The sequence below is a fragment of the Sphingomonas sanguinis genome (assembly GCF_019297835.1).
Lineage (GTDB): Bacteria > Pseudomonadota > Alphaproteobacteria > Sphingomonadales > Sphingomonadaceae > Sphingomonas > Sphingomonas sanguinis_D.
Map to the genome: position 1 here is coordinate 2,764,874 of NZ_CP079203.1, position 25,180 is coordinate 2,790,053.

Annotated in this window: 27 protein-coding genes and 1 tRNA gene; 12 read left to right on the forward strand and 16 right to left on the reverse strand. The window is 67.9% G+C overall.

Annotated elements, in window-relative coordinates:
- Nucleotides 1-9 precede the first annotated feature (9 nt).
- Together KV697_RS12950 and KV697_RS12955 are read left to right on the forward strand one after the other, a co-directional pair.
- Nucleotides 10-438, forward strand: coding sequence for a YcgN family cysteine cluster protein (locus KV697_RS12950; protein WP_219018535.1), 429 nt, complete (start codon nucleotides 10-12; stop codon nucleotides 436-438).
- Nucleotides 435-1,103 carry a M48 family metallopeptidase gene (locus KV697_RS12955; RefSeq protein ID WP_219018536.1) on the forward strand — a complete coding sequence of 223 codons (669 nt, stop codon included), beginning with the start codon at nucleotides 435-437 and terminating at the stop codon, nucleotides 1,101-1,103. The genes KV697_RS12950 and KV697_RS12955 overlap by 4 nt, the downstream gene beginning before the upstream one ends.
- Here the strand turns inward: KV697_RS12955 and KV697_RS12960 are convergent.
- Nucleotides 1,079-3,283 carry a transglycosylase domain-containing protein gene (locus KV697_RS12960; protein ID WP_257575324.1) on the reverse strand — a complete coding sequence of 735 codons (2,205 nt, stop codon included), beginning with the start codon at nucleotides 3,281-3,283 and terminating at the stop codon, nucleotides 1,079-1,081. The genes KV697_RS12955 and KV697_RS12960 overlap by 25 nt on opposite strands.
- A 219-nt stretch (nucleotides 3,284-3,502) precedes the next feature.
- Here KV697_RS12960 and KV697_RS12965 point away from each other — a divergent pair, with 219 nt between their 5' ends.
- On the forward strand, nucleotides 3,503-4,093 hold the full coding sequence (locus tag KV697_RS12965) for a PilZ domain-containing protein (RefSeq protein WP_219018537.1): 591 nt from the start codon (nucleotides 3,503-3,505) through the stop codon (nucleotides 4,091-4,093).
- 65 nt (nucleotides 4,094-4,158) lie between these two features.
- Here the strand turns inward: KV697_RS12965 and KV697_RS12970 are convergent.
- Nucleotides 4,159-4,245, reverse strand: a tRNA-Leu gene (locus KV697_RS12970).
- Between the two features lie 282 nt (nucleotides 4,246-4,527).
- On the opposite strand from KV697_RS12970, the gene KV697_RS12975 reads away from it, so the two are divergent.
- Complete coding sequence (locus KV697_RS12975) at nucleotides 4,528-5,883, forward strand: MATE family efflux transporter (RefSeq protein ID WP_219018538.1); 1,356 nt, start codon at nucleotides 4,528-4,530, stop codon at nucleotides 5,881-5,883.
- A gap of 96 nt (nucleotides 5,884-5,979) precedes the next feature.
- On the opposite strand, the gene KV697_RS12980 is transcribed toward KV697_RS12975, so the two are convergent.
- Nucleotides 5,980-6,741 carry a zinc-ribbon domain-containing protein gene (locus tag KV697_RS12980; protein ID WP_219018539.1) on the reverse strand — a complete coding sequence of 254 codons (762 nt, stop codon included), beginning with the start codon at nucleotides 6,739-6,741 and terminating at the stop codon, nucleotides 5,980-5,982.
- A 162-nt stretch (nucleotides 6,742-6,903) separates the two neighbouring features.
- Here KV697_RS12980 and ftsE point away from each other — a divergent pair, with 162 nt between their 5' ends.
- From ftsE to KV697_RS13000, 4 genes are read left to right on the forward strand one after another with little or no spacing between them, the layout of a single operon-like run.
- A complete protein-coding gene (ftsE, locus tag KV697_RS12985) occupies nucleotides 6,904-7,638 on the forward strand; it encodes a cell division ATP-binding protein FtsE (RefSeq protein ID WP_219018540.1) in 735 nt (244 codons plus the stop codon).
- A complete protein-coding gene (locus KV697_RS12990; RefSeq protein ID WP_219018541.1) occupies nucleotides 7,635-8,534 on the forward strand; it encodes a cell division protein FtsX in 900 nt (299 codons plus the stop codon). Before ftsE ends, KV697_RS12990 begins: the two co-directional genes overlap by 4 nt.
- Nucleotides 8,535-9,068: a YdcF family protein gene (locus KV697_RS12995; protein WP_219018542.1), complete on the forward strand. Its 534-nt coding sequence runs from the start codon at nucleotides 8,535-8,537 to the stop codon at nucleotides 9,066-9,068. It begins immediately after the preceding gene.
- Nucleotides 9,065-9,775, forward strand: coding sequence for a lysophospholipid acyltransferase family protein (locus tag KV697_RS13000; RefSeq protein WP_219018543.1), 711 nt, complete (start codon nucleotides 9,065-9,067; stop codon nucleotides 9,773-9,775). The genes KV697_RS12995 and KV697_RS13000 overlap by 4 nt, the downstream gene beginning before the upstream one ends.
- Nucleotides 9,776-9,872: 97 nt before the next feature.
- Here the strand turns inward: KV697_RS13000 and KV697_RS13005 are convergent, their stop codons facing one another.
- Nucleotides 9,873-10,784, reverse strand: coding sequence for a prephenate/arogenate dehydrogenase family protein (locus KV697_RS13005; RefSeq protein ID WP_219018544.1), 912 nt, complete (start codon nucleotides 10,782-10,784; stop codon nucleotides 9,873-9,875).
- A complete protein-coding gene (gene hisC, locus KV697_RS13010; RefSeq protein ID WP_219018545.1) occupies nucleotides 10,784-11,902 on the reverse strand; it encodes a histidinol-phosphate transaminase in 1,119 nt (372 codons plus the stop codon). Before hisC ends, KV697_RS13005 begins: the two co-directional genes overlap by 1 nt.
- 64 nt (nucleotides 11,903-11,966) lie before the next feature.
- Between hisC and metX the strand changes: the two genes are divergently transcribed.
- From metX to KV697_RS13025, 3 genes are all read left to right on the forward strand, one after another.
- Nucleotides 11,967-13,127, forward strand: coding sequence for a homoserine O-acetyltransferase MetX (gene metX / locus KV697_RS13015; RefSeq protein WP_219018546.1), 1,161 nt, complete (start codon nucleotides 11,967-11,969; stop codon nucleotides 13,125-13,127).
- A complete protein-coding gene (metW, locus tag KV697_RS13020) occupies nucleotides 13,124-13,717 on the forward strand; it encodes a methionine biosynthesis protein MetW (protein WP_219018547.1) in 594 nt (197 codons plus the stop codon). Before metX ends, metW begins: the two co-directional genes overlap by 4 nt.
- 67 nt (nucleotides 13,718-13,784) lie before the next feature.
- Nucleotides 13,785-14,177: a response regulator gene (locus KV697_RS13025; RefSeq protein ID WP_219018548.1), complete on the forward strand. Its 393-nt coding sequence runs from the start codon at nucleotides 13,785-13,787 to the stop codon at nucleotides 14,175-14,177.
- Between the two features lie 112 nt (nucleotides 14,178-14,289).
- On the opposite strand, the gene KV697_RS13030 is transcribed toward KV697_RS13025, so the two are convergent.
- The 6 genes from KV697_RS13030 to KV697_RS13055 all read right to left on the reverse strand — a co-directional run bounded on the left by KV697_RS13030 (nucleotide 14,290) and on the right by KV697_RS13055 (nucleotide 20,591).
- Nucleotides 14,290-15,822, reverse strand: a complete 1,533-nt coding sequence (locus tag KV697_RS13030) for a sensor histidine kinase (protein ID WP_219021399.1) — start codon at nucleotides 15,820-15,822, stop codon at nucleotides 14,290-14,292.
- 105 nt (nucleotides 15,823-15,927) lie between these two features.
- Nucleotides 15,928-16,527 carry a single-stranded DNA-binding protein gene (gene ssb, locus KV697_RS13035; protein WP_219018549.1) on the reverse strand — a complete coding sequence of 200 codons (600 nt, stop codon included), beginning with the start codon at nucleotides 16,525-16,527 and terminating at the stop codon, nucleotides 15,928-15,930.
- A gap of 20 nt (nucleotides 16,528-16,547) precedes the next feature.
- Nucleotides 16,548-18,407, reverse strand: a complete 1,860-nt coding sequence (gene feoB / locus KV697_RS13040; protein WP_219018550.1) for a ferrous iron transporter B — start codon at nucleotides 18,405-18,407, stop codon at nucleotides 16,548-16,550.
- A 16-nt stretch (nucleotides 18,408-18,423) separates the two neighbouring features.
- Nucleotides 18,424-18,675 carry a FeoA family protein gene (locus KV697_RS13045; protein ID WP_042488197.1) on the reverse strand — a complete coding sequence of 84 codons (252 nt, stop codon included), beginning with the start codon at nucleotides 18,673-18,675 and terminating at the stop codon, nucleotides 18,424-18,426.
- 262 nt (nucleotides 18,676-18,937) lie between these two features.
- Nucleotides 18,938-19,612, reverse strand: a complete 675-nt coding sequence (locus tag KV697_RS13050) for a COQ9 family protein (RefSeq protein WP_219018551.1) — start codon at nucleotides 19,610-19,612, stop codon at nucleotides 18,938-18,940.
- 4 nt (nucleotides 19,613-19,616) lie between these two features.
- Nucleotides 19,617-20,591, reverse strand: coding sequence for a DMT family transporter (locus KV697_RS13055; protein WP_219018552.1), 975 nt, complete (start codon nucleotides 20,589-20,591; stop codon nucleotides 19,617-19,619).
- 65 nt (nucleotides 20,592-20,656) lie between these two features.
- On the opposite strand from KV697_RS13055, the gene KV697_RS13060 reads away from it, so the two are divergent.
- Nucleotides 20,657-21,751, forward strand: a complete 1,095-nt coding sequence (locus KV697_RS13060; RefSeq protein WP_219018553.1) for an alkene reductase — start codon at nucleotides 20,657-20,659, stop codon at nucleotides 21,749-21,751.
- Nucleotides 21,752-22,053: 302 nt separating this feature from the next.
- On the opposite strand, the gene KV697_RS13065 is transcribed toward KV697_RS13060, so the two are convergent.
- From KV697_RS13065 to KV697_RS13085, 5 genes are read right to left on the reverse strand one after another with little or no spacing between them, the layout of a single operon-like run.
- Nucleotides 22,054-22,476 (reverse strand): hypothetical protein, encoded by a 423-nt coding sequence (locus KV697_RS13065; protein WP_219018554.1) that lies wholly within the window; start codon nucleotides 22,474-22,476, stop codon nucleotides 22,054-22,056.
- Nucleotides 22,473-23,021 (reverse strand): GNAT family N-acetyltransferase, encoded by a 549-nt coding sequence (locus KV697_RS13070; RefSeq protein WP_219018555.1) that lies wholly within the window; start codon nucleotides 23,019-23,021, stop codon nucleotides 22,473-22,475. The genes KV697_RS13065 and KV697_RS13070 overlap by 4 nt, the downstream gene beginning before the upstream one ends.
- A complete protein-coding gene (ribH, locus tag KV697_RS13075; RefSeq protein WP_219018556.1) occupies nucleotides 23,018-23,437 on the reverse strand; it encodes a 6,7-dimethyl-8-ribityllumazine synthase in 420 nt (139 codons plus the stop codon). The genes KV697_RS13070 and ribH overlap by 4 nt, the downstream gene beginning before the upstream one ends.
- Nucleotides 23,437-24,588 (reverse strand): 3,4-dihydroxy-2-butanone-4-phosphate synthase, encoded by a 1,152-nt coding sequence (ribB, locus tag KV697_RS13080; RefSeq protein ID WP_219018557.1) that lies wholly within the window; start codon nucleotides 24,586-24,588, stop codon nucleotides 23,437-23,439. The genes ribH and ribB overlap by 1 nt, the downstream gene beginning before the upstream one ends.
- Complete coding sequence (locus KV697_RS13085) at nucleotides 24,578-25,180, reverse strand: riboflavin synthase (protein ID WP_219018558.1); 603 nt, start codon at nucleotides 25,178-25,180, stop codon at nucleotides 24,578-24,580. Before KV697_RS13085 ends, ribB begins: the two co-directional genes overlap by 11 nt.

Consider the following 25,180-nt stretch of genomic DNA (forward strand, 5'->3'; position numbering starts at 1 on the left):
ACGGTGCTGATGGAACGGTTCTGGGAAAAGCCGATCGAAAGCCTCGACCGCGCGCAGTGGGAGGCATTGTGCGACGGCTGCGGCAAATGCTGCATCCACAAGCTGGAGGATGAGGAGACGGGCGAGCTGGTGCCGACCAACGTCGCCTGCCGCCTGCTCGACCGGCGCAGCGGGCAATGCTCCAACTATCGCCACCGTCGCGCCTATGTGTCCGAGTGCGTGCGGCTGACCATGGGCAATGTCCGGTCGATCGACTGGCTGCCCACCACATGCGCCTATCGCCTGCGCGCCGCGAACGAGCCGCTGCCCGACTGGCATTATCTGATCAGCGGCGACCGCGAGGCGGTGCACCGCGCCGGGCAGTCGGTGCGCGGCTGGACGATCAGCGAGGATGATGCGGGCGATTTCGAAAACCATATCGTGGACCGGGAATTGTGATCGACGAAGTCGTCCGTCATCCGACTGCCAAAACCATCCGCCTCAGCGTCGATCCCGCCACCGGCACCGCCCGGCTGGTCGTGCCCAAGCGGGCGGGGCTGAAAAAGGCGCTGGCCTGGGCGGAGGACAAGAAGGACTGGATCGCCGCGCAGCGCGCGCGCCTGCCGCATCCGCGCCCCTTCGTGCCGGGTGGGGCGATCCCGTTCGGCGACACGGTGCTGACGCTGGAATGGGAAGAGGGGCGCGCCCGCGTCATTCAGCGCGACGGCGACCGGCTGATCGCCTCCGGGCCGATCGAGACGCTGGGTCGCCGGGTCGAGGCCTGGCTGAAGCGGCAGGCGCTGGAGACGCTGGCGCGCGAAACGGCGGAGGTCGCGCGCGCGGCGGGCGTCACCGTTTCCAAGGTCAGCGTCGCCGATCCCAAGGCGCGCTGGGGGAGCTGCGCCTCGACCGGCGCGATCCGCTATAGCTGGCGGCTGATCCTGGCGCCCGGCTATGTCCGCCGCGCGACGGTGGCGCATGAGGTCGCGCACCGTGTCCATATGAACCACGCCCCCGCCTTCCACGCGCTCGTCGCCGAGCTGCTGGGCGAGGACCCCGCGCCCGCCACCGCCTGGTTGCGGCAGCATGGCGCGGGGCTTCACTGGTTCGGTCGGTCGTCCTGACGCTCGCGGGTTGAGCCGCGGGGCGGGTTGCCGGGCACGCGCGGTTCGCGCGTCGCCCCGCCAGCCCCACGTCCGGTCACCCGGTCGATCCAGGCCTGGTCCAGCCGCTGCTGCGGAGCGGGGGGCTGGGCGGGCGGCTGTTGCTGGACGGGAGCACCGGGCTGCGGCTGCTGGATCGGCGCGGGGACACCCGGCTCGCGATGGGTCGGAATCTCGACCGCCTCGCTACCGTCTTCCGGCGCACCCGCGCTGGGCGGGGGCAGCGGATTGCCGTCGGCGTCGACCGCCGAGACGCCATTGTCGGGCTGACCGAAATAGCTCTCCTCATCCGGCTCCAACTGCCATTCGGGCAGCGTGACCTGGGTGTCGAACTGCTCGATCGGGCGGTCGGCGACGGCGACGCGCATATAATCGGCAAAAGCCTTGGCGGGCGCGGTGCCGCCATGGAGGCCTACGACCGGCTTGCCATTGTCGCGACCCATCCACACGCCGGTGGTGATCCCGCTGGAGAAGCCCAGGAACCAGCCGTCCTTGGAACTGGTCGTGGTCCCCGTCTTGCCCGCGACCGGCCGTCCGATCTGTGCGGCGCGACCCGTGCCGGTGTTGACCGTGGTCTGAAGCAAATCGGTCATCTCGGCGGCGATATAGGGGGCGACCAGCACATGGCTGCGGTCCACCTCATGCGTGTAGATGGTCTGGCCGTTCGCCACGACCTTGGTGATGCCGTAAGGCGTCACCTTCACCCCCTTGTTGGCGATGCTGGCAAAGGCGCTGGTCATGTCGATCACCCGCACCTCGGACGTGCCGAGCACCATCGAGGGATGGGTGTTGACCGGGGTGGTGATGCCGAAGCGGCGTGCCATGTCGGCGACCGTCTGGAAGCCCACTTCCTGACCCAGCTTCGCCGCGACCGTGTTCAGCGAATAGGCGAAGGCGGTGCGAAGCGAGACGCTGCCCGAATTGCGGCGCGAATCGTTGCGCGGGGACCAGCCGTCGATGGTGACGGGTTCGTCGACCACCTGATCCTCGGGCTTGTGACCCGCCTCCAGCGCGGCGAGATAGACGAACAGCTTGAAGGCCGAACCCGGCTGGCGGACCGCCGTCGTCGCGCGGTTATAGTTGGTCGAGACATAGTCCAGACCGCCGACCATCGCGCGCACCCCGCCGTCGCGGTCCAGGCTGACCAGCGCGCCCTGCGTGCCCGGAGGCGCGTCCTTGCGAATCGCGGCATCGGCGGCGCGCTGCATATTGAGGTCGAGCGTCGTCCACACGTCGAGCGGCGCGCTCTGCTCGTCGATCAGCGTGTCGAGCTGGGGCAGCGCCCAGTCGGTAAAATAGCGGACCGAATTCTGCTTCGGCTCGGGCGCGAGCTTCAGCGCCTGGGGATCGGCATTGGCGGCCTGGCCCGGCGTGATGAAGCCGTTGCGCTCCATCTGCTGGATGACCACGCCCGCGCGGCCCACGGCGGCCTCGGCATCGGCGGTCGGCGAATAGTTGGACGGCGCCTTGACCAGTCCGGCGATCACGGCGGCTTCCGACAGGCTCAGATGCTCGGCGCCGTGGCCGAAGAACTTCCGGCTGGCGGCGTCGATGCCGTATGCCCCCCCGCCATAATAGACCTTGTTTAGATACAGCTCGAGGATTTGGTTCTTCGAAAATTTCAGCTCCATCGCCAGCGCCAGGATCGCCTCGCGGAACTTGCGGCCGAACTTCTTCTGGTTGTTCAGAAAGATGGTGCGCGTGATCTGCTGGGTGATGGTCGAGCCGCCCTGTTTCCAGCGGCCCTTTTCCAGCCGGACCTCGACCGAGCGGGCGATGCCGATCGGGTCGACGCCGGGATGCTGGCGGAAGCGGCGATCCTCGACCGCGATGGTCGCGTCGCGCATGACGATCGGAATCTTGTCATAGGACAGCCACTCGCCATAGCTCGGCCCGAGCGAAACGATCACCGTGCCGTCGGCGGCATGGACGCGGATCATCTGGCCGTTGGGCGAGGATTTCAGCTCCTCGAAGCTCGGCAGCTGCGACTTGGCGACGAAGACCGCGATGAGCAGCGCACCGACCGCCAGGACGGCGAGCCCGATCAGGACCTGCAGGGTTACGACGATCCGGCGCCGCCAGGGAGAGCGGGGCTTGGAGGAGCGGGGCCGGGTGGACCGGGAAGACGACGCGCGAGGCATGGGACGGATCGCGAATTACAAGGCTTTGGACATGACCACAAGCGGCCGATGCCGCATCGCGTCTTGCGCTGTGCTGAACCGGCGCGCCCATGCCAAGTCGCGAAAGCAAAGATTGAGGGGCAAAGCCGTTAGTCTTTTATACGGGATCGGCTATTAAAGCATAGGAAGCCGAATACAGACCAAGCGGGATATTGGACGGGATCGGTGGAAAGGGCAGGGATGGAACAGGTCGAACAGCAGCAGGGCACGACGGCGGAACGCCGGACGGGCAAGCGGCATTCGGCCGTCCTTCTTCTCGGCAAGGTTTGTGGTGATGTTCCCGGCGTTTGCCTGGTCCACAATATCTCCGCCACCGGCCTGATGGCGCGCTTCGTCGATGTGCCCAGGGTGGGCGATTCGATCACGATCGAAGTGCGCGGCCTGCCGCCCGTGTCCGGGACCGTCCGCTGGGTCGAAGGGCGCAAGGCGGGCATGCAGTTCGATTCGCCGCAGCCCTATGAGCAGATTTTCTCGCACGAGAATGAAGACGACACGGTTCCGCGTCCTCCGCGCTTTCCCGTCTCGCTGACCGCCGATGTCCGGCTGGGCACCCACAAGTTCACGACTGCGATGCTCGACATATCGGCGGGCGGGGCAAAGCTGGTGGCGGAAGGGCCGGTCCAGCCGGGGCTGGCGGGGCATATCGTCGTGAAGCCGCTGGGCACCGTGATTTCGGGTACCGTCTGCTGGGTGCAGGACGGCCGTTTCGGCTTCCGATTCGTCTCGCCGCTGTCGATGGACTCGCTCGCGGCGATCGTCGGGTTGCGCTGAGCGCGGCCCAGCCACCCGGCGATCCTGTCGCTCGGGGCTGGTTTCAGAAGCTTTCCTGAAAAATCTGGTGCGGTCGAGAAGACTCGAACTTCCACGGCCTTTCGGCCACAACGACCTCAACGTTGCGCGTCTACCAATTCCGCCACGACCGCACTCGATAGTCACCACCGGCAAGCCGGAGGGCTGGTAGGCGGGTGCCCCTAGCAAAGCGATACGGGTAGCGCAACGCATTTCGTCGGGAATGGCAAATTGTCGGCGGGACGGGTTCTTTCTGCGGCTTCGGGGTTTGGAGTCTGATCCCGCAAAGCTGGATCAGCGCGGCACCGGCCCGCTCCCCCACCCGACCGCCCACAGCGTATCCTGAATGGGCGGTCGGGTGGGGGAGTGGGCCGGTGCCGCTTCCACGTCAACGGATCGGACTCTAGGAACGGGACATGAGTTTTTCCCTTCGTCCCGACCGTGCCGAGGCGCGCCGCCTGCTGGGCCTTGCCTGGCCGGTGATGCTGACCAGCCTCAACTGGACGATCCTGCACGTCACCGATGTGATCGTAGTCGGCCGGGTAGGCGAGCATGAGGTCGCCGCATTGTCGGCCAGCCGGTCGCTGACCTATGTTGCGATCGTCACCGGGCTGGCCTGGCTGTCGGGCGTGCTGGTCCGCGCGTCGCGGGCCGACGGAGCGGGCGACCTGCCCGAAACGGGCCAGGCGCTGCGTGACGGCATGGTGCTGGGGCTGATCCTGGGGGTGGCGGCGATGCTGATCCTGGGGCTGGGCGGCACGAGCCTGCTCGCCGGGATCGGCGTCGCACCCTCGCTGGTCGAGCCGGGCGCGCGGGTCGTGGCCGTCATGGCGCTGGGCTATCCGTTCCAGATGGTGATGATCGCGGCCAGCTTCTTTCTGGAGGGGATCAGCCGCCCGCGCCGGGTGACGATGGTCAATCTGTCGATCCTGCCGATCAATGCGCTGCTCGCCTGGGCGCTGGCGGGGGGCGAGATGGGCTTGCCCGCCTTCGGCGCGGTTGGCGCGGCACTGGCGACGGTGATCGCCTCGGCCTTGGGCGCGGTGGCGATGGTGGCCAGCGCGATGCGGTTGCCGCGCGGCGAGCAGCGGGGCGTGCGGCGGCTGGACCGTGCCGCCTGGGCCCCGACGCTGGCGGGAGCGGCCGGACTGGCGCGATTCGGCCTGGTGCCCGCCATCGCCTCGGGACTGGAGCTGGCGGGGTTCGCGATCCTGATCGCGCTGTCCACCCGGCTGGGCGATGCGACCGCGCATGGTTTCCAGATCGTCTTCTCGATTCACAACGTCACCTTCGCGCTGGCGATCGGCCTGGGATCGGCGGCGGGGGTGCGCGCGGGCAATGCGGTGGGCGAGGGCGAGACCCCGGCGGCGGTGTCGCGCACGCTGCTCGCGGTCGGGATCGCCGCGCTGGCCATGGGCGCGTGCAGCCTGGTGCTATGGACGATGCCCGAGGCGATCGTCGGCGCCTTTCCCGCGTTGCCGGAGGCACATGCGGCGGCGGTGGCGATGCTGATGATCTGGGCGCCCTTCATCCTGTTCGACGGGGTGCAGGTGGTGCTGGTCTATGCGTTGCGCTCGCTGAACGATCAGGTCGCGGCGGGGATCAACAGCATCATCGCCTATTTCGTCGTGACCGGCGGGGTCGGCTGGTGGCTGGTCGCGAGCGGCTGGGGAGCGCCTGCGCTGGCCTGGGCTTCGGGGGTGGGGATGCTGGTCGCGGCGCTGCTGCACGGGGCGCGGTTCGGGGTCATCGCGCGGCGGTTGCGTGGGTAGTCGCGTGGGCTTCGACTTCGCTCAGCCTGAACGGCGTGAGGGAATGGGGCCTGATACCAACCTCCGTTCAGCCTGAGCGAAGTCGAAGGCCAAGGGTCAGTTCGCGCTGCCCTCACCCGCAAAGCTCAGGTCCAGCCGCTTCGAACTCGGCGGTACGTCCAGCTTGGCCGAGTTGAAGTCCATCGACGCACCGGGGCCCAGCGTCCGCTGTTGCGGCGCGATCGCCCAGGAGAAGACGGTGCGGCCCTGCGCGTCCTTCAGCTCGGCACGCAGGTCGGGCACGCGCTGTGCGGTGGCCGACGGGTTGATGATCTGTCCCGAAATGGCAAACAGCTCCGACCCGTTTTCCAGCTCGCGCCGCTCGATCGGGTTGGACCGCAGCTCCAGCGCCGATTCGGTGCTGCCGACGCCGAACCAGCCGCCGATGCCCGGCATCCCGGTCCACAGGATCGCCGCCGTCGCGACCAGCATCAACAGCCCCGCCAGCACCGCGCCGATGGTCCAGCGCCGCACCGGATTGCGCCGCGCGCGGAAGGGCGGGCGATGGGCAAAGGCGTCGAAGCCCGAATCGTCCCGGTCCAGGATCGGCGGTGCGGGCGGCGGCACGATGACCGGCGGCGGGGGAGGCGGCGGTTCGGCAAAGGCCGCACTGGCGTCCTCATGCACCGGCGCTGTCGCGGTCGGAGCCATGGCCATCGGTGGCAGCGGCAATTCGGGTTGCGGCTCCAGCTCCAGTTCGGGCGGCGACTGGAACCAGCTGTGCCGGCAATTGGCGCAGCGCACGGTTCGCCCCTCCAGCCCGATCGCACTGTCGGGCACCAGATAGCGGGTGCGGCACTCAGGGCATTCGAGGATCATGCGGTGGGGCACTTCAGGACAGGACGGGTCGACGGACGGACAGGGCCATCCCTCATCAGTCAGGCCCCCTTGATGGTCCAGTAAGCACGCCGCCCCTAGGCGTGGCAAGCGTGAAGCGCGGAACTTGAAGCGCGCGCCCGCCCATGCCAAGGCCATGCGGGCATGGCGAACATCGTCCAGTTCGAGAATGTCGGCCTGCGCTACGGCGTCGGGGAAGAGACCCTGTGCGACGTCAGCTTCACGCTGCGCTCGGGGCAGTTCTATTTCCTGACTGGGGCCAGCGGCGCAGGGAAAACCTCGCTGCTTCGCCTGCTATACTTGTCGCAGCGGCCCAGCCGGGGCATCATCCGGCTGTTCGGCGAGGATGCGGTGATCCTGCCGCGCGGTCGCCTGCCCGGTTTCCGGCGACGGATCGGCGTGGTGTTCCAGGACTTCCGCCTGATCCCGCATCTGTCGGCGGCGGACAATATCGCACTGCCCTTACGTGTCGCGGGCATGGCCGAATCGGAGATCGCGCGCGCGGTGCGCGAGATGCTGAACTGGATCGGCCTATCGGAGCGCGCGGGCGCGCGGCCGGCGACCCTGTCGGGCGGCGAGCAGCAGCGTGTGGCGATCGCGCGGGCGGTGATCGCGCGGCCCGAGCTGCTGGTCGCCGACGAGCCGACGGGCAATGTCGATCCCGCCATGGCCGATCGGCTGCTCCACCTGTTCAACTCGCTCCACCGGCTGGGCACCACCGTCGTCATGGCGACGCATGACTGGCACCTGATCGAACGCCTGCCGGGCGCGCATCACCTGCATCTGGAGCGCGGACGGCTGGTCGATCCCGATCCGCCCCCAACCGAACCATCGCGTCCCGAAGCCAAGCCGTCGACCATCGTGCGGAGCGGGCTGTGAAGCGTGGGCGCAAACCCCGCGCGACGGGCGCGGAAGCGCGCGCGCTCGATGATGGCGGCGGCGCGCATGTCATGAGCTGGGTGATCGCGATCATGCTGTTCCTGACCCTGCTGGCGGGGGCGGCGGGCCTTGCGACCGCGCGGGCGGCGGGGGCGCTCGACCGCCAGATGGCGGGCCGCCTGACCGTTCAGATCGTCGAGGGCGAGACTCAGCGTCGCGATGCCGCCGCCGCGCAGGTGCTGGCGGTGCTGCGGACGCAGCGCGATGTCGCGCGCGCGGTGCCGGTGCCGCAGGCCGATCTGGCGCGGATGCTGCAACCGTGGCTGGGCCAGGATGCGGAGGCGGCGGGCCTGCCCGTGCCCGCGCTGATCGATGTCGACCTGACCAGCGACGACGGTGCTGCCATCGCCCGTGTCCGCAGCGCCGTGACGCGGGCCAGCCCGGCGGCGCGGGTCGATGCGCACGCCACCTGGCTGGGCCCGGTCGGGCGGCTGCTCGATACCGCCGCCTGGCTGGCGGGGGCGATCATCCTGTTGATGCTGGTTGCGACCACGGCGGTCGTCATGCTGGCGGCACGCGCCGGGCTGGAGGCGCATCGCGGCACGATCGAGGTCATCCATATGCTCGGCGCCACCGACCGGCAGGTCGCGCGGCTGTTCCAGCGGCGGATCGCGCTCGACGCCGGGATCGGCGCGGTGGCGGGCGGCGTGCTGGCCGGGGGCGCGATCCTGCTGATCGCGGGGCAGGTGGCGACGCTCGATTCGGAATTGCTCGGCGGGATGCGGTTGGGGCTGTTGGACATGGCGATGCTGATCGCGCTGCCCTTCGGCTTTGTCGGGCTGGCGGTGGGCGCGGCGCGGCTGGCGGTGCTGCGCCAGATGCGGCGGATGCTGTAGATGCTGCGGCTGATCGGTCTGGCGGCGCTCGCCTGGTGCCTGGGGTTCGCGGCTTTCATGCTGACCCTGCCGCACCCGCTGGAGAACAACACCACCGATGCGATCGTGGTGCCGACCGGCGGGCCGGGTCGGATCGATCGCGGCATCGCCTTGCTCAAGGCGCATCAGGCCAAGCGGATGCTCGTCACGGGCGTCGCACCCGGCGTGCGGCCGATCGATCTGGCGCGCACCTATCGCACCTCCCCTTCGCTGTTTTCCTGCTGCATCGACCTGGGCGGCGAGGCGGTGGACACCCGCTCCAATGCCGAGGAGACGGCGAACTGGGTGCGCCAGCATGGCTATCGCACGGTACGGCTCGTCACCTCCGACTGGCATCTGCCGCGCGCCAGGATGGAGCTGACCGCCGCGCTCGGCAAACAGGTGCTGGTGCTGGGCGACGGCGTGCCGTCCGAGCCGCGCATGGGCACTTTGATCAATGAATATAACAAGCTGATCCTGCGCAGGGTCGCGCTTTGGACGGGGATTGGCGCGTGATTCTTCTTCGCAACATCGTGTTTGTCGCGATCTTCTATCCGGTGTCGGCGATCATGGCGCTGCTGTCGCCGCTGGTCGCGGTGGGGGGGCGTCATGCCGTGGTCCATTGGGCGACGGGCTGGACGACATTTCACCGGCTGTGCACCCGCTGGATCCTGGGTATCCGCGTGAAGGTGGAGGGCACGCGGCCGACCACCCCGGCGCTCTACCCCGCCAAGCATCAGGCGATGTTCGAGACGATGGAGCTGCAACGCCTGCTGAACGGCCCGGCCATGGTGTTGAAGCGTGAGCTGGCCAATATCCCGGTCTGGGGATGGACGGTGCGCAAGTACGGCGCGATCGTGGTTGACCGCTCGGCCTCGGCCAAGGCGATGCGCGGCATGATGCGCGATGCGAAGGTGGCGGTCGACCAGGGGCGGGCGATCATGATCTTCCCCGAAGGCACGCGGGTAAAGCCCGGCGAGACGCCGCCGCTGAAGCCGGGGTTTGCCGGGCTCTACCGGATGCTGGGTCTGCCGGTGGTGCCGGTGGCGACCGATTCGGGGATCGTGTGGCCGCGCAAGGGCCTGAAGCGGCCGGGGGTGGTGACGCTGCGCTTCGGCGAGGTGATTCCGCCCGGCCTGCCGCGCGAGGAAGCGGAGGCCAGGGTCCATGCGGCGATGAATGCGCTGGAATCCTCCCCGGCACGGGGAGGTGGCAGGGCGTAAGCCCTGACGGAGGGGGGCTTCCACACAGGTCGTCCCTCGCGGTGAACCCCCTCCACCAGCTTCGCTGGTCCCCCTCCCCGTGCCGGGGAGGAATGAGTCATCCCTCGTGGCTCCGTCCGAAATCCTCGCGCGCATCGTCCTGGCCTTGGTCGATGATCGAGCGGCGGATGGCGCGGGTGCGGCTGAACAGGTCGAACAGCTCGTCGCCCTTGCCCCAGCGGATCGCGCGTTGCAGCTGGCTGAGATCCTCCGAAAAGCGCTGGAGCATCTCCAGCACCGCCTCGCGGTTGGTGAGGAACACGTCGCGCCACATGGTCGGGTCCGACGCGGCGATGCGGGTGAAGTCGCGGAAGCCACCGGCGGAATATTTGATGACCTCGGACTGGGTCACTTCCTCCAGATCGCTGGCGGTGCCGACGATCGTATAGGCGATCAGGTGCGGCAGATGGCTGGTGACGGCAAGCACCCGGTCGTGGTGATCGGGGGCCATCAACTCGACATCCGCTCCCAGCCGCCGCCAGAACTCGGCCACCCGCTCGACCGCCAGCGCGTCCGCGCCCTCGGGTGGCGTGACGATGCACCAGCGATTCTGGAACAGCGTGGCGAAGCCCGCCTCCGGCCCACTGCGCTCGGTGCCCGCGACCGGATGCGCCGGGATGATCGTTGCACCGGGCAGCGCATCGGTCAGCGCGGCCAGCACCGAACCCTTGCAACTGCCCACGTCGGACACGATCGCGTACTCGGGCAGATCGTCGGCGAAATCGGCCGCCACGACGCCCATCGCGCCGACCGGCACGCACAGGATCACGAAGTCGGCGTCGATCACGCTCGCCCCCGCCGTATCGGCGACGTCATCGGCCAGATCGAGCGCACGCACCGTCTCGCGCACCGCCGGGTCGGCGTCATAGGCGGTGATCCGCGCGGTCGGCATGGCTTTCCGCGTCGCCCGCGCGACCGAGGAGCCGATCAGGCCAAGCCCGATAATGGTGATCCGCGCGAAGGGCAGCATCAGGCCCCCTTCGCCTCCGACTCGACCATGGCGCGCAGCGCGGCGACGACGCCCTTCACCTCGTCTTCGGTGCCGATGGTGATGCGCAGGCCATGACCCAGTCCCTGGCTGGGCAGCCAGCGGACGATATAGCCGGCGTCCATCAGCCCGTGATAGGCGCGCTCGGCGCTCAGCTGACCCTCGAACAGTACCAGCGAGAAGTTCGCCTTGGACGCCACGCAACGCAGGCCCGCATTGCCGAGGCTCGCGATCTGCTCCTCGAACCAGCCGAGCCACTGGGCATTGTGCGCGCGCGACGCCTCGACGAAGCCGCGGTCACGGATCGCTTCAATCGCGGCGTTCTGGCCCGCGATGGTCACGTTGAACGGCGCGCGGATGCGGTGCAGCGCGTCGATGATGGGGGCGGCGGCATAGCCCCAGCCGATCCGCTCGGCAGCGAGGCCGTGAATCTTGGAGAAGGTGCGCGACACCAGCACGTTGCCCGCCTGCTCGGCCAGCGCGAGCCCGCCATCGTCCTCGCCCGGCTCCAGATATTCGGCATAGGCCTGATCAAGGACCAGCAGGACATGAGGAGGAAGCCCCGCGTGCAGCCGCGCGATCTCGTCCGCGCCCGCATAGGTGCCGGTCGGGTTGTTGGGGTTGGCGACGAAGACGACCTTGGTCTTTTCCGTCACGGCCGCCAGGATCGCGTCGACATCGGTGGCATAGTCATGATCGGCGACCACCACCGGCTCCGCGCCGACGCGACGCGTCGCGATCTCATAGACCGCAAAGCCGTAGCGGACATGGATGACCTCATCCCCCGGTCCGGCGAACGCGCCCGCCGCGAGGTGCAGGATCTCGTCCGAGCCGGTGCCGTAGATGATCCGTGCCGGGTCGAGACCATGCACCGCGCCGATCGCCTCGCGCAGCGCGGTCGCGCCCGGATCGGGGTAGCGCTCCAGATGCGCGGCGGCGGCGGCGAAGGCGGCGCGCGCCTTCTCGCTGGTGCCCAGCGGATTCTCATTGGCCGACAATTTGATGACCTTGCGCCCGTCATCGGTCGTCGCGCGGCCGGGGACGTAAGGTGCGATGGCCTGGACCCAGGAGATCGGTTCGGGGGCTTTAAGCTCGGTCATGGCGAACGCCATAGCGGCCATGGCCTTGCGTTGCCAAGCATCGCGGCCTAGCGGATATCGCTCCATGGCCGCTTCCGTTTCCGCTTTATCCCACAGCGACGACCAGCGTTTCGGTCTGTCGCGGCATGTCGTGCTGCCGGGGCCGCTACGGCTCGACGGCGGCGGGCTCTTGTCCCCGGTCGAGATCGGGTACGAGACCTATGGCACGCTGAACGCCGATGGCTCCAACGCCATCCTGATCTGCCATGCGCTGACCGGCGACCAGCATGTCGCCTCGCCCCATCCGCGCACCGGCAAGCCCGGCTGGTGGACGCGCCTGGTGGGGGAGGGCAAGCCAATCGACCCGGCGCGGCATTTCATCATCTGCTCCAACGTCATCGGCAGCTGCATGGGGTCGTCCGGCCCGGCGACCATCGACCCCTCGACCGCCGAGCCCTGGGCGATGCGCTTCCCGGTCATCACCATCCGCGACATGGTGCGCGCACAGGCCATGCTGCTCGACCATCTGGGCGTCGGGCAGCTGAAGGCGGTGGTCGGCGGATCGATGGGCGGGATGCAGGCGCTGAGCTGGGCCGCGACCTTCCCGGACCGCGTGCGCGCCTGCGTCATGGTCGCCTCGACCGCGCGGCATTCGGCGCAGAATATCGCGTTCCACGAGGTCGGGCGGCAGGCGATCATGGCCGACCCGAAATGGCGCAGCGGCGCTTATTACGAGTCGAACGATCCCCCCGCCGCAGGCTTGGCCGTCGCGCGGATGGCGGCGCATATCACCTATTTGTCCGAGGCGGGGCTGACTGAGAAATTCGGGCGGCGGCTCCAGGCGCGACCCGACCGGCCGGACGGCGCGAAAAGCTTCGGTTTCGACGCGGATTTCCAGGTCGAGAGCTATTTGCGGCATCAGGGGTTGAGCTTCGTCGACCGGTTCGACGCCAACTCCTATCTCTACATCACCCGCGCGCTCGATTATTTCGATCTGGCCGAGGAACATGGCGGACTGCTGGCGAACGCGTTCCGGGGGACAGGCACGCGCTTCTGTCTGGTCAGCTTCGACACCGACTGGCTTTATCCGACCTCCGAGTCGCGCGCCGTGGTGCAGGCTTTGAATGCGGCGGGCGCGGCGGCGAGTTTCGTCGAGCTGTCCAGCCCGTACGGCCATGACGCCTTCCTCCTCGAAGCGCCCGAGATGAACCGGGTGATCGACGGCTTTCTGCGGGCCGAGCCATGAGCGAGACGCTGCGTCCCGATCTGGCGATCATCGCGCGCCACGTCGCGCGGGGCGCCCGCGTGCTGGATATCGGCTGCGGCGACGGACAGCTGATGGCGGCGCTGCGTGACGAGGCGGGGGTGGATGCGCGCGGGCTGGAGATCGATCCGGCCAATGTCGCCTCGGCGGTGGCGCGCGGGCTGGCGGTGGTGCAGGGCGATGCCGATGTCGACCTGGCGGGCTATCCCGACAAGGGGTTCGACTATGCGATCCTCAGCCAGACGCTGCAGACCGCGCGCGCGCCCGATCAGGTGCTCGACCATCTACTGCGGATCGGCCAGCGCGCCTTCGTGTCCTTCCCCAATTTCGCGCATTGGCGGGTGCGGATGTCGCTGCTGTGGGGCGGGCGGATGCCGGTGACGCCGCTGCTGCCCGAACAATGGTATGACACGCCCAATATCCACCATGTGACGATCGACGATTTCCGCGCCTTCGTCCGTCAGCGGCGAATCACGGTGGAGGGCAGCTGGTTCCTGTCGCGCGGTCGCCCGACCAGCGCGGCGGCGGCCAATTTCCGGGCCGAACATGCGGTTTTTCTGTTGCGTCGGTGAAACGACATCAGAAGCGGAACTTTATCTGGATCAAGCGTGTTGACCCCGAAAGTGACGGGAATTTGACATGAGCCAAACTGCCCTGATCGTGGAAGACGAAATTTTCGTGGCCCTCGATCTGGAGCGCATCCTGACCGATGCCGGCTATAATGTGGCCGGAATCGCGGCGGATAGCCGCACCGCGATCGAATGCGCACCGGGCTGCACCTTCGCCTTTGTCGACGTGAACCTGCGCGACGGTGCGACGGGTCCCGAGATCGCGCGCCGCATCGCCGAGGATTATGGCGTGAAGATCGTGTTCGTCACGGCCAACCCGTCGCAGATCGGTACGGGCGTCGAAGCGCTCGGCTATATCCGCAAGCCGTTCAGCGAACGCGCCATCCTGGCCGCCGCCGCGCTGGCGACCGGCACGGAGCAGGCCGCACCCGAGGACGTGATCCCGCTCAGCATCGCGATGTGAGATGGGGATCGGTGTAATTTAAAGTGGGATGACGCGATATAGAATCACCTCTCCCCTTCAGGGCAGGGGCTAGCCGAGATTATCGCATTATCATCAGAATAGAGCGCCTGCCTCAGCGACAAGGCCCAGTGCCCGGCGGGCGACTGAACGCCGCCAGCGGCACCTCGATCGTCACGACAAGCCCGTCCCGTTGCCAATCGCGGCGGACCTTGCCGCCCAATTGCCGCACAGCCGACAGTTCGACGAGCTGCGAGCCGAACCCGGCATGGTCGGGCGTCGAGTCCAGCTTCGGCCCGCCCGACTCCTGCCAGCAGAGTGACACCATATCGTCCGCCTCACGACGGACGGCCAGTTCGACATGGCCGGTCAGCACAGACAATGCGCCATATTTGGCGGCGTTGGTCGCCAGCTCGTGGAACAGCAGCGCGAGCGGCGTCGCCGAACGGTCGTCGACCGGCACATCGTCACCGGTGACGCGAATGCGCGAATCGTCTTCCTCGCCGCGATACGGCTCGAACAGGTCGCTGAGCAGGCCGTGCAGCGAGTCCTGCCGCGCCTTGGGCTTGGACTGCGGGCTGTGCGGGCGGACGAAGTCGTGGGCGCGGCCCAGCGCCGTGATCCGGTCGCGCAGGTCGCTGGCGATCCCGCTGAATCCCGGATGGCTGCGCGCGGCAAAGGCGATCAGGCCGGAGATGACCGCAAAGATGTTCTTGATCCGGTGGCTGAGTTCCTGACTGACGATCTCGCGCTCTTCCAGCGCCAGCTTCTGCTCATGGATATCGGTGCAGGTGCCGAACCAGCGGGTGATGTGCCCGTCGGCATCGCGGATCGGCAGCGCGCGGCCCAGCACCCAGCGATAGGTGCCGTCGCGGTGCCGCAGGCGATATTCGATCTGATAGGGCTCGCCGGTCGCCAGGCTGTGTCGCCACCGCGCCCAGGCCCGATCCTGGTCCTCGGCATGGAACATCCCGTTCCAGCCTTCGCCATCGGTCGAGCCGTCGGGCACCCCGGTAAACTCATACCAGCGGGCATTGTAATAGTCGTGAAAGCCGTCGGGCAGCGTCGACCAGACCATTTGCGGCATGGTGTCGGCCAGCGTGCGGAACCGCTGTTCGCTGTCGGCGACGCGGGCCTCGGACGCCTCGACCGCCTGCTCATGCTCGCGCCGCGCGCGGCGGTCCTGCAACCGGCCCATGACGGCGGTGGCCAGCACCTCCAGCCCGCGATGCTGGAACGGGGTAAGCCCCTCGGGCCGGGGCTCGGGCGAGATGACGCAGATCGCGCCCAGCGGCACGCCCTCGCGCGACAGCAGCCGGGCGCCCGCATAGAAGCGGATATGCGGCGGGCCCTTCACCAGCGAATAATCGGCGAAACGCACATCGCTGCGCGCATCGGGGACGACCATCGTCTCCGCCCGCCCGACCATCACATGCGCGCAAAAGGACGTGTCGCGCGGCGTCTGCGCGGCGTCGATGCCGATCGTCGCCAGGAATTGCTGGGTTTCCTCCTCGACCACGCTGACCAGCGCGATCGGGGTGCCGCAGAGTTCGGCGGCGAAGGCGGCCAGATCGTCGAGCTGGCCACTGGCGCGATAGCCCGCCAGATCATAGGCGCGGATGACGGCGGCGCGTTCGGCCTCGGTCATGGACGAAGGCGCGGGGGTATCCGCCACGCTCACGCCATGACACGCCGTCGCATCGTCTTCCAGCGTCTTGTCCATCTCCGCCCCTCGGGGAAAAAACCTGCGCGATCAGAACGGAACGTCGTCGTCCAGATCGTCGGCGAAGCCGCCGCCCTGTCCGAACCCGCCACGGTTGCCGCCGTTCCCGCCCGAGCTTGCGCCGCCGGAATTACCACCACGGTTACCGCCGCCATAGCCGCCGCCCGACGCGCCGCCGCCATAACCGCTCGACCCGCCGCCGAAGTCGCCGCCGCCGAAATCATCGCCGCCGCCAAAGTCGCTGCCGCCGCGGCCACCGCCGCCGCCCTGACCGCCGCCGGGGCCGTCGAGCATGGTCAGCACCGAGTTGAAGCCCTGCAGCGTCACCTCGGTCGAGTAACGGTCGTTACCCTGCTGATCCTGCCACTTGCGAGTGGTCAGCGCGCCTTCGATGTAAACCTTCGAGCCCTTGCGCAGGAAACGCTCGGCGACATTGGCGAGACCTTCGTTGAAGATCTTGACCGTGTGCCACTCGGTCTTTTCCTTGCGCTCGCCGCTGTTGCGGTCCTTCCACGATTCCGACGTGGCGATGCGCAGTTCGACCACCTTGCCGCCATTCTGGAAGGAGCGGCTCTCGGGATCGCGTCCCAGATTGCCGACGAGAATCACCTTGTTGACGCTGCCCGCCATGTATCAGTCCTGTATCTTGCCTAGAGGCCGGCGAATATGGCCAGCCAGTATGTGATGCCCGCCATGACATAGGCGGTCACGAAGAGATACCCTACCATGAAGGCGGGCCACTTCCAGCCATTGGTTTCCCGGCGCGTCACCGCGATGGTCGAAATGCACTGCGGCGCGAAGACGAACCACATCAGGAAGGCGAGCGCGGTGGGCAGCGACCAGTTGCGCTTGAGCTTGTCGGTCATCGCCTTCTGTCCGCCCTCATGCTCGGTATCGTCGATGGCGTAGACGGTGCCGATGGCGGCCACGGCGACTTCGCGCGCCGCCATGGCGGGGACGAGGGCCAGCGCGATGTCGCGGTTGAAGCCGATCGGGCGGACCAGGACCTCGATCCCGCTCGCGATGCGGCCCGCGATCGAATAATTGACCGGCGAGATGCCCGACCCCTCGGGCGGCTTGGGGAAGGACAGCAGAGCCCACAGGATGACGGTGGTCAGCGCGATGGTGGTGCCTGCCCGCTTCAGGAAGATCAGCGCGCGGCTCCACAGGCCCAGGAGTACGTCCCGGATATGCGGCCACTGATACTTCGGCATCTCCATCATGAAGCCCGAGGACGCGCCCTTGGTGACGGTGCGGCGGAGCAGAAGGGCTGCGACGAAGGCGCCGACGATGCCCATCAGATACAGGCCGAGCAGCACCAGCCCCTGCAAGCCGACGAAGGGCAGAACCTGCCGCTCGGGGATGAAGGCGCCGATGATGATGGTATAGACGGGCAGCCGCGCCGAGCATGTCATCAGCGGCGCGATCAGGATGGTGGTCAGCCGGTCCTTCTCGTCGTCGATGGTGCGGGTCGCCATGATACCCGGCACTGCGCAGGCGAAGGAGGAAAGCAGCGGGATGAAGGCGCGTCCCGACAGCCCGACCTGCGCCATCAGCCGGTCCATCAGGAAGGCGGCACGGACCATATATCCGGTCGCCTCCAGCACCAGGATGAACAGGAACAGGATCAGGATCTGCGGCAGAAAGACTATGACCGCGCCTACACCGGCGATCAGGCCGTCGGTGATGAGACTGCGGAACCAGCCCTCGGGCAGGGTCGCGCCGACCTGCGCCTCCAACCAGACAAAGCCCTGTTCGATCCAGCTGATCGGGGCTTCCGACCAGGCGAAGACCGCCTGGAACATGATGAAGAGCAGCCCGACCAGCAGGATCGGCCCGAAAATGGGGTGCAGCGCGACCGAGTCGAGCATGTGCGTCCAGCGGCGCGTCGGCGTCTCGGCCACGGTCGCGGTCGCCGCGATCTGCCGCGCGCGGCGCTGCAGCGTGACGATGTCGTCGATCCGGTCGGCGGCCTCGACCGGATGCGCGCGCTCCTGGCTGACCAGCCGATCGATCTCGGCCTTCAGCGTGTCGAGGCCGCGGCGACGCACCGCGACCGTCGGGATGACCGTCACCCCCAGCTCACGCGCGAGAATGTCGGCGTCGAGCGTCAGCCCGTCGCGCTCGGCCAGATCGACCATGTTCAGCGCGACCACGACCGGCAGGCCGAGCGCGATCAGCTGGAGCGTGAAGCGCAGGTGGTTGTCGAGATTGGCGGCATCGACCACGACGACCAGCGCGTCGGGACGGCGCTCGCCCGTCTGCGACCCCATCACGACGTTGCGCGTGACCTGTTCGTCCAGGCTGCCGGGGTCAAGGCTGTAGGCGCCAGGCAGGTCGACCAGCTCGACCGGGCGGCCATCCTCGAGCACGAGTCGGCCCGAATGACGCTCGACGGTGACGCCGGGATAGTTGCCCACCTTCTGCCGCGCGCCGGTAAGCGCGTTGAACAGGGCGCTTTTGCCGGCATTGGGATTGCCGACGAGCGCAACCAGCGGTGCGGCGTTCATTATGCTGGGATAGACCTCAAGCGCCGGTCGCGACGCGGATCGAGGCGGCGACCCGGCGACGCAGCGCCACGGTCATCCGGCCGATCCGGCAAGCGATCGGCCCGCCGCCCAGCGTCGCACGGTGCAGCACCTCTACACCCACGCCCTCGTCGAAGCCCAGTTCGCGCAGACGGCGCGCTTCGGGCAACGCCAGCTGGGTCCAGTCGATCGCGGCCACGGTCGCCGGTTGCCGCCGGGGAAGGGTTTCGAGACTGCTGAGCATCGCCATGCGGACTACATAACGCCGGTGCGATTGATTATCAATTACCTGTTCGTGAAATGGGTGTCGGGTTTGAGCTTGGGGCTGGGGCTGGGGCGTGGGCTTCGACTTCGCTCAGCCTGAACGGAGGTTGGTACCCAGACCCGATATCTCGCCCGGTTCAGCCATTCCCCGGCTCCGTTCAGCCTGAGCCCTTCGGCTGGCTGGCAAGCCAGCCACTCAGGATAAACTTCGGCACATCGCGCCGAAGTCGAAGGCCAAGGGGATCACCTCAAACCGCCGGATACCGCAGCCGCCCGATAAACCGCGACAGACTCGGCATATTCTCGCCCCGCTTGGCGACTCCGGCCTTCCACTTTTCGAACCGCATGATCCCCTCGATCCGCCGCGCCAGAAAGGCACGGGTGTCGGCATGATCCTCGCTCTCGTCGTTCAGGAACACCGCGATGGTGGACGCATAGACCGCGAACAGCGTCGCGCGCTTGGTATAGTGGTTGTAATCGGTCGCGGTATCGCCCGCCTGCGCCCAGATCGTATCGACCGTCCGCCAGCCCAGCCGCGCGCCGGTCGCGGCGTTCTGCGGCATCGCCAATATGGTCAGCGCGCGGCGCAGCGCCTCGCGATTCGGGGCGACGGCGGCCAGACGCGCCTCGACCAGCGCGGTGATGCGCTGGCGAATCTTCATCTGCGCGGCGTGTTCGACCGGGACGGCCTCGACCATCGCGGCGTCGATCGCGGCGAACCAGGCGTCGATCATCGCGACCGCGCCGTCCTTGAACGCGAGTCGCGCAATGTCGCGGTCGATGCCCGAAGCATCCGCCGCCATGTCGCGCGCCTCGTCGCCCCAGCCGTCGAAGGCGGCGTTGGAGGCGATCCCCTCGGCCAGCGCGACGCGCACCTCGTCGAGAGTCAGGTCGTGAACATCGGTCATGGCAGCCTCGGTCATATCCTTATCCGTCGTCCTTATCGCCCGACTTGGCAACCGCCTTGCTGGTCGATCCGCGCCGGACCAACACCAGCGCGACGGCGACCATGGCGACGCCCACCAGATCGGGCAGCGCCAGCGTCTCGCCATAGACCAGCCATCCGATCGCCGTCGCCACCATCGGCTGGACCAGCAGCGCCAGACCGACGACCAGCGGGCTGAGCAGCCCCAGCGCATAGATCATCAACCCCTGGCCGATGATCTGGCTCCCCAGCGCGAGCAGGATCAGGGCGCTCCAGTGATCGGGCCATACCCGCTCGCCCAGCAGGGTGGCGAAGACGAACAGCGGCACGATGCTGGCCATGGTCGACCAGGCGAGCGCCGGGACCGGGGGCATGGACGTCCGCACCCGCGACATCAGGATGAAATACACCGCGTAGAGCAGCCCGGCGAGTACGCACAGCAGGTCGCCGACCAGATGGCGCGGATCGACCTGATAGCTGCGCCCCATCAACAGCCCCGCGCCGACCGCCGCCAGGATCAGCGCGATACCCTGCGTCCGCGAGGGCCAGGCGCGCGCCACGAGGAAGCCATAGAGCGGAAAGATGAAGGTCGCCGAATTGCCGAACAGCGTGGCATTGGCCATCGTCGTCTGGCGGATGCCGATATGCCAGGTGCCCAGATCGCCCGCAAAGGCGACTCCGCCGATCAGCAGCAGCGCCCACAGCCCCGCCTGCCCCTTGCCCGGCACACGCGGCCGCGCGGGCGAGATCAGTGCGACCAGCGCCAGCACCGGAGCGGCCAGCGTGATCCGCCAAAAGGCCGAGGCGACCGGGCCGGTATCCGCCATGCGCACCAGCAGCGGCCCGAAGGCGAGCGCGACATTGGCGAGGATGACCGCGGCGAAGGCCAGCGGTGGCGTCGTACTGGTGCCGCTCCGGTCCGAAAGACCATCGCTTTCAGACCGTTCACTTTTTCTTGGGGGGCGGGACACGGGCATGGGCTCCCTTAACGCCCTATCTGCGTTGCGTCAGGCCGGAAAGGCCGCAGAAGGATTTGATTTTGATGCCAACGCTCTTCGACCCCATCGACCTGGGCGCGATCCACGCCCCCAACCGCATCCTGATGGCCCCGCTGACCCGCGCCCGCGCGACGCGCGAGGCGGTGCCGACGCCGATCATGGCGCAATATTATGCGCAGCGCGCCAGCGCGGGCCTCATCATCTCCGAGGCGACCGGCATCAGCCGCGAGGGGCTGGGCTGGCCCTATGCGCCGGGCCTGTGGACCGACGAGCAGGTCGAAGGGTGGAAGCCCGTCACGCAAGCCGTCCACAAGGCGGGCGGTCGGATCGTCGCTCAGCTGTGGCACATGGGCCGCCAGGTGCACAGCTCGGTCACGGGGATGCAGCCGGTTTCGTCCTCGGCCACCCGCACCGAGGGGCAGGCGCATACCTTCGAGGGCAAGCAGGATTTCGAGACGGCGCGTCCGCTCGAACTCTCTGAAATCCCGCGCCTGCTGGATGATTACGAACTGGCGACGCGCAACGCGCTGGCCGCCGGGTTCGACGGGGTGCAGATTCATGCGGCCAACGGCTATCTGATCGACGAATTCCTGCGCGACGGGGCCAATCACCGCGAGGACGAATATGGCGGCTCGCCAGAAAACCGCATCCGCCTGCTCCGCGAGATCACCGAGCGTGTGATCTCGGTCGCGGGCAAGGAGCGGGTCGGTGTCCGCCTCTCGCCCAACGGCGACAGCCAGGGTGTGGACGACAGCGATCCCGCCTCGGTCTTCGTGCCCGCTGCCAAGATGCTGTCGGATCTGGGGATCGCCTTCCTCGAACTGCGCGAACTGGGGCCGGACGGCACCTATGGCGCGAGCGACGTGCCCAAGCTTTCGCCGCAAATCCGCAAGGTGTTCCAGGGGCCGCTGATCCTGAACAGCGACTATGACAGCCGTGAAAAGGCGCAGGCCGCGCTCGATTCGGGTGTCGCGGACGGGATCGCGTTCGGCCGGACCTTCCTGGCCAACCCCGACCTGCCCGAGCGGCTGCGCACCGACGCGCCGCTCAACGAGAGCGATATGAAGACCTGGTATAGCCAGGGGCCGGAGGGGTATATCGACTATCCCACGCTCGACGAAGCCGCACGCGCGGCGTGAGGGGAGGGCGGGGGTTTCTCCCCGCCCCCCAACCACCCCGGCGAAGGCCGGGGTCCAGTTGCGTGCGCTGTCGAAGACACGGGCCGCGTTGAGCAACAGACTTGGCGGCATCTGGACCCCGGCCTCCGCCGGGGAGACGTCCGTTGGGAGCGCATTTCTTTCCCTACTTCCGTTCAGCCTGAGCGAAGTCGAAGGCCAAGGGAAACCCTGGCGGCTAACGCGGAACGCGCGCTTCGACTTCGCTCAGCGTGAACGGAGGTGGGGTACTGTGCCTATCCATCCTCCCGAAACGGAGGCGCGAGCTATGCCCCGCTATCCAACCCGTCGATGAAGGTCGTCACCTGCCCGCGTACCGTTTCGCGGACCTTCGGATTGAGCAGCAGCAGCGGTGCCCCCCACACGACCGGAATCGCAAAGCCCAGCGCCGCCCACACGATCACCACCGCCACCAATCCGACGCCCGCATAGCGCAGCCTCCGCATCGCGCCCGCGTCCAGCGTCACGGTACGCGGCCCCTTCGCGTCGTAGAAGCCATCGGTCGTCCAGGATCCGCCGCCATCGAAGCGGACCTTTTCGGGGAGTTTGAAGCGCGGCGTCTTCCCGTCCATCGGTCGCGGCGTCTCGGTCCGGCGCGCAGATGGCGTCTTGCCCGCCTGGGTGTCGATGACCTCCAGCCGCCGACCCCGCTCGACGACGCGAAAGCGGGTGGGCGGCATGTCGGTCACTGCGCGCGTGCTCCTCGCCGCGCCCGCCACTGGTCGGCGCTTTGGCCCCAGGCATCGACGCGGAAACTCTCCAGCGGAGCGGGCAGGCTCACCGGCCCCTCGTTCACCGATCCCAGCCGCTGTGCCAGCTTGATCGAGCCCGTATTTTCGGGGTCGATGGTGTGGATCACATGGTCCCAGCCGAGCACATCGACGGCATAGTCCATCGCCGCGCACGCCGCCTCATGGGCATAGCCGCGTCCGGCAAATTCGCGCGCTACCCCCCAGGCGATCTCGCGCCCCGGCCAGCCCTCGGGCTGCCACGGGCCGATCCGCCCGACCCAACGGCCGGTGTCGCGCTCGATCACCGAGAACATCGCAAAGCCACGCACGCTCCACGCGCCGACCATGGTGCAAAGACCGCGCCATGCCGCCCCGCGTGCCTGGACGCCGCCGAGGAAGCGCATCGTGTCTTCCTCGGTATGGAACGCCGCCCACGCCTCGAAATCCTCCGCCGAGGGGAGACGTAAGGTCAGCCGCTCGGTCTGGAGGACGGGCGATGTCACCCGAACCGGCCCTTCAGCGCCAGCATGGCGAGCGCCGCCTTGGCCGCCTCGCCACCCTTGTTCTTCTCGTCGGGCTTGGCGCGGGTCAGCGCCTGGGCCTCGTTCTCGGTGGTGATGATGCCGTTACCGATGGGCAGGCCGTCCATGGTCAGCGCCATCAGGCCGCGCGCGCTCTCGTTCGAGACGATCTCGAAATGATAGGTTTCGCCGCGGATCACCACGCCGACCGCGACGAACGCGTCGTAGCGCCCCGTATCCGCCGCCATCGCGACCGCGCCAGGAATTTCCAGCGCGCCGGGGACGGTGATCGTCTCATGACTGTGGCCCGCTTCCTCGATCGCAGCGCGTGCGCCCGACAGCAGCAGGTCGTTCAGATGCTCGTAGAAGCGCGCCTCGACGATCAACACATGCGCCATCAGGCGTCTCCCTCAAAATTCTCGATACGACGTTCGCCGACGATCGACAGGCCATAGCCGTCGAGTCCGATCAGCGTGTGATGGGTGTTGGTCAGCAGCACCATGTCCTGCACGCCCAGTTCGGCCAGGATCATCGCGCCGACGCCGTAATCGCGCAGTTCCTCCATATCGATCTGCACTTCCTCACCCGCCTTCAGGCGGACGGCGGTGGTGAAGGCGTCGGTGCGCGGGCGGTTGATGACGACGATCACGCCCGAGCCTTCCTCGGCGATCATCCGCATCGACTTGGCGAGCAAGGCGCCACGTGCGCCCGCCTCGCCGAAGACATCGGCGAAGGGCGACAGGGCGTGCATCCGCACCAGCACCGGCTGGTCGGTGTCGAGCTTACCCTTGACCAGCGCGACCTGCTCGGTCCCCGTCGCCTTGTTGCGATAGGCGCGCGCGGTCCAGGTGCCGCCCCATTCGCTCTCGAACGTGGCTTCGGACTGCAACTCGACCAGATGGTCGTAGCGGCGGCGATAGGCGATCAGGTCGCGGATCGTCCCGATCTTCAGGTTATGGAGCTGCGCGAACGACACCAGGTCGTCCATGCGCGCCATCGTCCCGTCCTCGTTCATGATCTCGCAGATCACGCCCGAAGGGTTGAGGCCCGCCAGCCGCGCGACATCGACCGCCGCCTCGGTATGCCCGGCCCGCACCAGCACGCCGCCGTCGCGCGCGACCAATGGGAAGACATGGCCCGGCGTCACCAGCGCATCGGCGCCGTGGCTCGAGTCGATCGCCACCGCGATCGTCCGCGCGCGGTCTGCGGCGGAGATGCCGGTCGTCACGCCTTCGCGCGCCTCGATCGAGATGGTGAAGGCGGTTTCGTGGCGCGTCCCGTTCTTCGGGCTCATCAGCGGCAGGCCGAGCGTGTCGACCCGCTCGCGCGTCATCGCCAGGCAGATCAGCCCGCGCCCGTGCCGCGCCATGAAGTTGACCTTTTCCGGCGTCGCCATCTGGGCGGGGATGACCAGATCGCCTTCATTCTCCCGGTCCTCGTCATCGACCAGGATGAACATGCGGCCGTTCCGCGCCTCGTCGATGATCTCTTCGGGGCTGGAGAGGAAACCGCGCCGCAGACCGGCCAGGGCGTTCGGATCAGCGGCCACGATAATGCTCCATGCGCTGCAGGTAACGGGCGAGCACGTCGATCTCGATATTGACGCGCTGGCCTTCGGTGATGCCGCCCAGCGTGGTGACGGCGGCGGTGTGGGGGATGATGTTCAGGCCGAAGACCGTACCATCAGCGCCGTCCTCGACGCTGTTGACGGTCAGCGAGACGCCGTCGACCGTCACCGAGCCCTTGGTCGCCATGAAGGGGGCAAGGTCGGCAGGCACGGATACGAAGACGCGGTGCGATCCGCCTTCCTCGGCGACCGACACGACATGGCCGACGCCGTCGACATGGCCGGTGACGATATGCCCGCCCAGCTCGTCGCCCAGCTTCATCGCGCGTTCGAGGTTCAGGCGCTGGCCGATCGTCCACTGGTCGGCGGTCCGCCCGATCGTCTCGGCCGAGACGTCGACCGCGAACCAGCCGGGGCCTTTCTCGACCACGGTCAGGCAGACGCCCGAACAGGCGATCGACGCGCCCAGCTCGATGCTGGCCGTATCATAGGCGGTGGCGATGACGACTCGCGTGTCGCCGCGCGTTTCCACGCTGGTGACGGAGCCGATGTCGGTGACGATCCCGGTAAACAT

Coding starts and splice junctions, on each gene's coding strand:
- KV697_RS13050 (WP_219018551.1), bottom strand. CDS start 19,612: ATGACCGAGGCTGCCATGACCGATGTTCACGACCTGACTCTCGACGAG.
- KV697_RS12950 (WP_219018535.1), top strand. CDS start 10: ATGGAACGGTTCTGGGAAAAGCCGATCGAAAGCCTCGACCGCGCGCAG.
- KV697_RS12975 (WP_219018538.1), top strand. CDS start 4,528: ATGAGTTTTTCCCTTCGTCCCGACCGTGCCGAGGCGCGCCGCCTGCTG.
- KV697_RS12995 (WP_219018542.1), top strand. CDS start 8,535: ATGCTGCGGCTGATCGGTCTGGCGGCGCTCGCCTGGTGCCTGGGGTTC.
- ribH (WP_219018556.1), bottom strand. CDS start 23,437: ATGGCGCATGTGTTGATCGTCGAGGCGCGCTTCTACGAGCATCTGAAC.
- KV697_RS12965 (WP_219018537.1), top strand. CDS start 3,503: ATGGAACAGGTCGAACAGCAGCAGGGCACGACGGCGGAACGCCGGACG.
- KV697_RS13045 (WP_042488197.1), bottom strand. CDS start 18,675: ATGGCGATGCTCAGCAGTCTCGAAACCCTTCCCCGGCGGCAACCGGCG.
- KV697_RS13055 (WP_219018552.1), bottom strand. CDS start 20,591: ATGCCCGTGTCCCGCCCCCCAAGAAAAAGTGAACGGTCTGAAAGCGAT.
- KV697_RS13030 (WP_219021399.1), bottom strand. CDS start 15,822: ATGACCGAGGCCGAACGCGCCGCCGTCATCCGCGCCTATGATCTGGCG.
- KV697_RS12980 (WP_219018539.1), bottom strand. CDS start 6,741: ATGATCCTCGAATGCCCTGAGTGCCGCACCCGCTATCTGGTGCCCGAC.
- hisC (WP_219018545.1), bottom strand. CDS start 11,902: ATGACCGAGCTTAAAGCCCCCGAACCGATCTCCTGGGTCCAGGCCATC.
- KV697_RS13085 (WP_219018558.1), bottom strand. CDS start 25,180: ATGTTTACCGGGATCGTCACCGACATCGGCTCCGTCACCAGCGTGGAA.
- metW (WP_219018547.1), top strand. CDS start 13,124: ATGAGCGAGACGCTGCGTCCCGATCTGGCGATCATCGCGCGCCACGTC.
- ftsE (WP_219018540.1), top strand. CDS start 6,904: ATGGCGAACATCGTCCAGTTCGAGAATGTCGGCCTGCGCTACGGCGTC.
- ssb (WP_219018549.1), bottom strand. CDS start 16,527: ATGGCGGGCAGCGTCAACAAGGTGATTCTCGTCGGCAATCTGGGACGC.
- KV697_RS12960 (WP_257575324.1), bottom strand. CDS start 3,283: ATGCCTCGCGCGTCGTCTTCCCGGTCCACCCGGCCCCGCTCCTCCAAG.
- KV697_RS13025 (WP_219018548.1), top strand. CDS start 13,785: ATGAGCCAAACTGCCCTGATCGTGGAAGACGAAATTTTCGTGGCCCTC.
- metX (WP_219018546.1), top strand. CDS start 11,967: ATGGCCGCTTCCGTTTCCGCTTTATCCCACAGCGACGACCAGCGTTTC.
- KV697_RS13005 (WP_219018544.1), bottom strand. CDS start 10,784: ATGCTGCCCTTCGCGCGGATCACCATTATCGGGCTTGGCCTGATCGGC.
- feoB (WP_219018550.1), bottom strand. CDS start 18,407: ATGAACGCCGCACCGCTGGTTGCGCTCGTCGGCAATCCCAATGCCGGC.
- KV697_RS13060 (WP_219018553.1), top strand. CDS start 20,657: ATGCCAACGCTCTTCGACCCCATCGACCTGGGCGCGATCCACGCCCCC.